Annotated in this window: 9 protein-coding genes; 5 read left to right on the forward strand and 4 right to left on the reverse strand. The window is 42.7% G+C overall.

The features are described from left to right. The 3 genes from V2H45_RS24485 to V2H45_RS24495 form a co-directional block, all read left to right on the forward strand. Positions 1 to 237 (forward strand): caspase family protein (locus tag V2H45_RS24485; protein WP_330486315.1); only part of this gene is annotated, 237 nt, incomplete at its 5' end. A 603-nt stretch (positions 238 to 840) separates the two neighbouring features. Further along, positions 841 to 2298 carry an alpha-amylase gene (locus V2H45_RS24490; RefSeq protein WP_330486316.1) on the forward strand — a complete coding sequence of 486 codons (1458 nt, stop codon included), beginning with the start codon at positions 841 to 843 and terminating at the stop codon, positions 2296 to 2298. Positions 2299 to 2432: 134 nt separating this feature from the next. Beyond that, positions 2433 to 3332, forward strand: a complete 900-nt coding sequence (locus tag V2H45_RS24495; protein ID WP_330486317.1) for a putative RNA methyltransferase — start codon at positions 2433 to 2435, stop codon at positions 3330 to 3332. A gap of 43 nt (positions 3333 to 3375) precedes the next feature. Here V2H45_RS24495 and V2H45_RS24500 read toward each other — a convergent pair whose 3' ends face one another. Beyond that, the gene (locus V2H45_RS24500; RefSeq protein WP_408648911.1) at positions 3376 to 3720 is read right to left on the reverse strand and encodes a hypothetical protein; all 345 of its coding nucleotides are present in this window, start codon (positions 3718 to 3720) and stop codon (positions 3376 to 3378) included. A 187-nt stretch (positions 3721 to 3907) separates the two neighbouring features. Here V2H45_RS24500 and V2H45_RS24505 point away from each other — a divergent pair, with 187 nt between their 5' ends. Further along, complete coding sequence (locus V2H45_RS24505) at positions 3908 to 4738, forward strand: M90 family metallopeptidase (protein WP_330486319.1); 831 nt, start codon at positions 3908 to 3910, stop codon at positions 4736 to 4738. A gap of 93 nt (positions 4739 to 4831) precedes the next feature. On the opposite strand, the gene V2H45_RS24510 is transcribed toward V2H45_RS24505, so the two are convergent. From V2H45_RS24510 to V2H45_RS24520, 3 genes are all read right to left on the reverse strand, one after another. Next, positions 4832 to 5167: a hypothetical protein gene (locus V2H45_RS24510; protein ID WP_330486320.1), complete on the reverse strand. Its 336-nt coding sequence runs from the start codon at positions 5165 to 5167 to the stop codon at positions 4832 to 4834. A gap of 132 nt (positions 5168 to 5299) precedes the next feature. Next, a complete protein-coding gene (locus V2H45_RS24515; protein WP_330486321.1) occupies positions 5300 to 5629 on the reverse strand; it encodes a YlcI/YnfO family protein in 330 nt (109 codons plus the stop codon). Next, the gene (locus V2H45_RS24520) at positions 5626 to 6066 is read right to left on the reverse strand and encodes a PIN domain-containing protein (protein WP_330486322.1); all 441 of its coding nucleotides are present in this window, start codon (positions 6064 to 6066) and stop codon (positions 5626 to 5628) included. The genes V2H45_RS24515 and V2H45_RS24520 overlap by 4 nt, the downstream gene beginning before the upstream one ends. A gap of 224 nt (positions 6067 to 6290) precedes the next feature. Between V2H45_RS24520 and V2H45_RS24525 the strand changes: the two genes are divergently transcribed. Continuing rightward, a complete protein-coding gene (locus V2H45_RS24525) occupies positions 6291 to 6440 on the forward strand; it encodes a hypothetical protein (RefSeq protein ID WP_330486323.1) in 150 nt (49 codons plus the stop codon). Positions 6441 to 6516 lie beyond the last annotated feature (76 nt).

The raw sequence follows: 6516 nt of genomic DNA on the forward strand, positions 1-6516 counted from the left end.
GAAGAGGAAAACCCTGTCCACAACTTGTTTTTATTTCCCAACAACTCTATTGATGACACCTATAATGGCGCTTTCACCTACTACTTCTGCAAGCATATGCGTGATACTGGAGGTAACCTATCACGCAAGAAAATTTTGTCACGGATCCAAGCATCTCTCAATCATGGTAAGTATTCTCAGACTCCACAATTAGAAGCTGACGCAACTACTCGGGATGCCAGAATTTCACAACCCTAAGAACGGGTGATATTCAGTACAGAGGTTCAATATAAAAGCGATTGCTCCCTATGAAGGAGCAATCGCTCTTTAACAAATAATCGAAAAAGCTTTGTGTGATCGCTTTTATATCTATAAATCTAACCCGATTGAATACTTGCAGGATATTTATTTATCTTCCCTTCTCTTTCTATTTCTACTGGCTGAGTAGTTGTCTTATATTTCTCGACGTAGATGGTGGTGATTTTATTTGAGGCTTAACGCAAGATAATTTTCACAAATCGTTATATTATTCAGAGTATATTCAGGTTAATATCGCAACAAGTTCTTGATTGATGCATAGCTTTCCCCATTTTAGAAGATTAAATATTTCTCTAAGGCGATCGCTTCTACGTTGATTTCTGGCTCAATGGCATGATAACCGTATCGAGGAGGTAAGAGTAGTTAGTCTCAACCTGAAGAGATTGAATATGTAGGATGTGAAGTGCTTCACACAATGCGCTATTTTGAACGATTTACAGATTCTTGCGTTGGGGGTGAGATCCTTCGCAAAAATAAGGTGGAGTGAAACCTAAAAGCGAACTTACCTGAGAACAGTCTTGCAACAATAAAGAGGATAACTCAATGAGTAACGGTGTAATCATACAGTTTTTTCAGTGGTATAACCCTGCGGATGGCACGCTCTGGAACGAACTCAAAGGGAAAGCCAAGGCTTTGGCTGATGCTGGCTTCTCATCTGTGTGGATTCCTCCTTCCTATAAAGGCTCTGGTGGGGGATTCGATGTGGGTTATGGGGTCTATGACTTATTTGATTTAGGGGAATTCGATCAAAAGGGTTCTAAACGAACCAAATATGGCACAAAATCAGAACTTCAAGATGCCATCAAAACAGTTCGGTCAAATGGCTTAAATGTCTATGCTGATATTGTTTTTAACCATAAAGATGGCGGTGATGGCAAAGAAACAATCTGGGCGCAGGAAGTAGATTGGAACGATCGCAACCGCGCCCTCAGCGATTGGTATGAGATTGAAGCGTATACATACTTTTCCTTTCCTGGTCGTGGCGATACATACTCAAGTATGAAGTGGCATTGGTGGTGCTTTGATGCGCTTACTTACAATGCTAAAACCAATAACAATAGTAAGCTTTATCGCCTACAAAACAAGTCGTTCTCTACAGAAGTCAACCACGAACATGGCAACTTTGACTATCTGATGGCAAACGACTTAGACATGGGCAACGAATTTGTACGGGGAGAGCTATTTTATTGGGGACGGTGGTTTGTCGATATGACCCAAGTCGATGGATTTAGAATCGATGCCGTAAAGCACATTCGTTCTAGCTTTTTTAAAGATTGGCTCAACGATCTAAGAACTCACTTTGCAGGTAGAGAATTGTTTAGCGTTGGCGAATATTGGTCGCAGAATGTTGACGATTTGCACGGTTATATTGCCGATAGCGCGGGGAGATTATCGCTTTTTGACGTTCCACTTCATTTTAAGTTTCATGCAGCAAGTCGCTCTGGCAGCAGTTTTGACATGAGATCGATCTTCGATCGCACATTGGTAAAAGAGCAGCCAGTACTTGCGGTTACATTTGTCGAGAACCACGACACGCAGCCACTACAGTCCTTGGAATCAGTCGTAGAGTCTTGGTTTAAACCCTTAGCCTATGCGCTGATTTTATTGCGGAGGGATGGATATCCCTGTGTTTTTTATGCTGACTACTATGGAGCGCATTACAACGACAAGGGCTATGAAATTTGGCTCACCGATCATAGCTTTCTGATTAATAAATTTCTATGGACTCGTAAAAACTATGGTTTCGGCGATCAACATGATTACTTCGATCACCCCAATACAATTGGTTGGATGAGGCTAGGCGATCGAGATCATTCGGGTGCGATGGCTGTGGTTTTGACCAACGGTGCAGAGGGCAATAAATGGATGAATACTTTCCGCCCTAACACAGCTTTCTATGATTTTACAGGTCACAGAAAGGAAATTGTGCGTACTAACCAAGATGGTTGGGGTAACTTCTTGTGTAACGGTGGATCTGTATCGGTTTGGTTGCAACAATGAGGTTAACCCCTCTCCTAGATTCTCAATCTTTCCCCTTGTTATAGCGAGGGACTCAACCAATTTCTTGAAATGTAAGCGGAGTGACAATTTCGGATAGAATAAAGCTCTTTCCTTGTTAGAGCGATCGCTGAGTTATGAAATTGGTATTCGCGAATAATCTTGTTTGTCCCCTTGATGGTTCCGCACTTACGCCCCGCGAGCAGAGTTTAACCTGTCCGAAAGGACATAACTTTGATAAAGCCCGTCAAGGCTATCTGAATCTGCTTGTGGTGCAGCATAAAGCATCCCGAGATCCAGGGGACACCAAAGAAATGGTTGCGGCACGGACGCGATTTTTGCGTACTGGGTGCTACGAACCAATTGCCAATGCGATCGCAGATTTAACCGAAAAGCATTTAGCGAATATCCCTGTCTCTGAACAGGTAACGATTCTTGATGCTGGCTGTGGTGAGGGCTATTACCTCGACTGGATCGGTAGAAAGGCGACAAAATGGAACTATTCTGAAGGCGTCTTGATTGGGCTAGATATTTCTAAGTGGGCGATTCAGTCAGCCGTTAAACGCAGTCGAGACATCACTTGGATTGTTGGCAGCAACCGTCGTCCACCATTTCTTGCAGGATCGATTGATTCGATTGTTTGCGCTTTTGGGTTTCCCAGTTTTGAAGACTTTCGCCATGTTCTCAAGCCTGGAGGGAAGGTTATTTTGGTCGATCCGGGTGTAAATCACCTTCTAGAAATGCGGCAAGTAATTTATTCTGAACTAAGAGAAAGAGGATTACCCGCGATCGCATCCACTGAAGTAGAAGGCTTTAAACTCGTGGATCGTTACAATCTTACCTATCAATCTGAAGTATCTAGCTCAGAGGATATTCAAGATTTGTTTGCGATGACCCCTCACTACTTCCGCAGCCCTCAATCGGGAAAGATTGCTCTGGCTAAATTGCATAAGCTCTCCTTTACCGTCGATGTCAACTTTCGTATATTTGCGGCGATCGCCAAAGATGTAAAAAATGATGTAAAAAATATTGACTGAGCATTGGCTGGGCGAAATCACTGCTAGTCCTGTTTGGAAAGCCTTACACGCTCTTTTGAGCTTTTCGATAAATCGCACAGAGACGACTAGGCTTAAAGATTTTGGCTTTAAACATAAAGTTCGGTGGCACATTAATGATGGCGTGATCGGGAGAGGTATGATACTTCTCAAATTCGGCAGGCATTCCTTTAGGGGTTGCTGTGGTGTAAGGAACGGGTTGAAATAGGAGTTCAGTAAACTCGACGCGATCGCCATTTAATTTACTAGCGACTTCACCGGCCACTTGGTTCAGAAAGCTCTCATTGCTTAGCAAGCCAAATAATACGGTTTTTGCATCTGGATCGAGCGAAAAACTGCTGTCAAAGTTATCAATAATTTTTAGAGGCATCGCTATCTTTAGTAAACTCATAAAATCCTACACCTTCTCTCGATCGCTAGGCGGACTTAAATTTGCAAACGGCAGGTAGGATACTATGGCTAATGAGGGCTAATGAGCCTGATTAACCAAGGTTGACATCCTTTTTGCTCAACTTTGCTATTTAAAGCTCCTAATCTCATGTTTCGGCATAACTTCTGTGGTTCAAGTCATTATCTTTGGCATTATTGCTAGTGCGATCGCGATCGGGATTTTAACCTATCCCTTTTTCGTGCAGTGGCGACGCGATCGCCTCAGGCGTCAGCCTTTCCCAAACCATTGGCAGTCGTTAATTGAGCGCAATCTTGCCATTTATGCTCATCTCTCTCTCGCCCAGCAAAAGCAACTGCAAGGTCACGTTCGCGTCTTTTTAGCAGAAAAACAGTTTATTGGCTGCTTGGGGTTGCGGGTTACAGAAGAAATGAAGGTGATTATTGCCGCGATCGCCTGTCTGCTCTTGTTCAGCGATCGTGGCAAATATTTTCCCAAACTCCGTTCCATTTTGGTTTATCCCAGTGCTTATCAGGTCAATGAAACCGTGATGAATGAGGGCTATGTGGTAGAGGAAAGGCTGACAACAAGATTAGGGGAATCATGGACGAGAGACCAGTTAATCCTTGCTTGGGATCAGGTAGAACGGGATACCCAGAACTGGCATGATGGTCATAATGTCGTGCTGCATGAGTTTGCTCACCAATTGGATCAAGAAGATGGCAGAGCCGAAGGCGTACCAATTTTGCCGAGGGAATTAGATTATGCGATCTGGGCAAAGGTAATGACCGAGGAATATTTAACCCTCTGTAAGTCAGTGGAACGGGGCAAAAAGACTGTGATGGACAGCTACGGCGCAACGAATCCTGCCGAGTTTTTTGCGGTCGCCACCGAGACATTTTTTGAGAAGCCTTATCAACTAATGGAAAAGCATCAGCCGCTTTACGAACTTCTACAACGCTACTATAAACTCGATCTCCTACAGGGGCGCAGTGAATAGCGAAATAGAAGTGCGATCGCTTTTTCTATCTCCTCAGTGCGATCGCTTAGATAAAGTCTTCTATCCAAACTATAGGGCATGTTTTTGCAAGAATTATCTTGGGGTCAGACATTCAAACTCTTCTCTTTGTTCTCTTTGCTCTCTTTCAGTGGATAGTTCTTGTTTTACTTCCTGAATGAGTTGCATTATTTTTTCGGTTGAGTCATAGCCTGATGTTGCAAAAAGTTGACGGGATATTGCGGCAAAGTCTTCGCCTGATAGCTGTTCGCGGCGATCGCTAATTCCTATTAATTTTTGGAACATTTCCAAGCTTAATAAGACTGCTTTTTGCTGTCCTGCTTGCACTAGAGTTATGGCTTCTCGCTTAGAGTTTGCTTGTTGGATTAACTGAGAAAGCTCCTGATTATCGCGGACATATGCTTCTAACATAGGGCTTGCATTTTTAAAGGCAGTTATAGTCCTATTCTATACGGAGATCTGTCTGTAGGTGTTTATTGATGGCGCGATCGCTCGGATAAAGTCTTCCATTCAATAGAATTATGTACGTCGAGAGTCAAATCCTCATGCCTTAGTAGCGTTTTGGATGCGTTGCTGAAGACGTGCCACAATCTCAGGGGTTAACTCTGACTCTGGTTGAACAATCACGCGATCGCGCAAAGTGTCTGCAACCTCGGTTGAGGATGCTTGTCCTAGTTCTCGCAAGAGCGTGTTGAAGTTCTGCTTTTGTTGGCTAACTTCTGCTTCAGGTACTGTGAGAACCGTATAAGCTGATGTAATCTGACGAGTGAGAGCATAAACAATATACTGATTTAGAGAAACACCTTCACTCTCAGCAAGGTGAACTAACTTTTGATGTAAGGTTTCTGGTAATCGAAGTGTCAATCGACTCATGATGAGATTCCTCCAAGTGCCAATTTGATGACTAATTGAACAGGCGTTATTACTTGTAGTTCCAAAGACTCAGTAGCACTTTGAAAGTCACGCAGATTAGAAGTTACGACGATCGCACCTGCATTCATGGCGCAGTCAACGACTAAATCATCTCCTGCGTCAGGCGAGGTCGGTCTCCATGAGTAGTAAATTGTTGTGAATTGGGCGTGACTCAGTAATGTACTTAAAACAGGTTGAAGTTTATCCCAACGAGTTTTTGAGAGCTTACGAGATAAAACATCTATATATTCATAAGCAAGTGCGTTGGAAACACAAACCTCAAGTAAGCCTGCTAGCCAAGCGTCAATAACGAAGCCAGCAGAACTACCTTGTTTTGTTAAGCCCTCAAACACAACGTTAGTATCTATGACAACACAATATAATGGCGCATTAGACATGACACCACTATAGCACTACATTCGGTGTCACTGCAAATTAATTCCTAATACAGAGGGCTTACAGATAGCCCCTATATTTAGCGTACTTATTTATTGAAGTTTGGTAATCCACACTAAGGGCAGTGTCTTTTGCCAGAGTAGACTTTGGGTAGTGCTATCCTAAATTTAGGTTCTTCACATCACAAAACCTTTGAGATAAACAATCACTACTGTTTAAGTGTTTTATGAGCGAATTTAATAATGTAAGGAATATTCTTCTCTCAAGAGAGGATTCTGCTCCTGAAGGAAGAATGCCACTTGTTATAGAGAAAATAATTGAAGCAGAGCTAGAGTCCTTTAATAACTCACCTTACGCGGAAGAAATATTTATGTAAAATAAGAGAGAAAAGGAGATGAAGATCATGGACAAAGCCATACTAGATCTGTACAGTGACTATCTCATCAGTTCTT

The sequence above is a fragment of the Tumidithrix elongata BACA0141 genome (genome assembly GCF_036349135.1).
Lineage (GTDB): Bacteria > Cyanobacteriota > Cyanobacteriia > Pseudanabaenales > Pseudanabaenaceae > Tumidithrix > Tumidithrix elongata.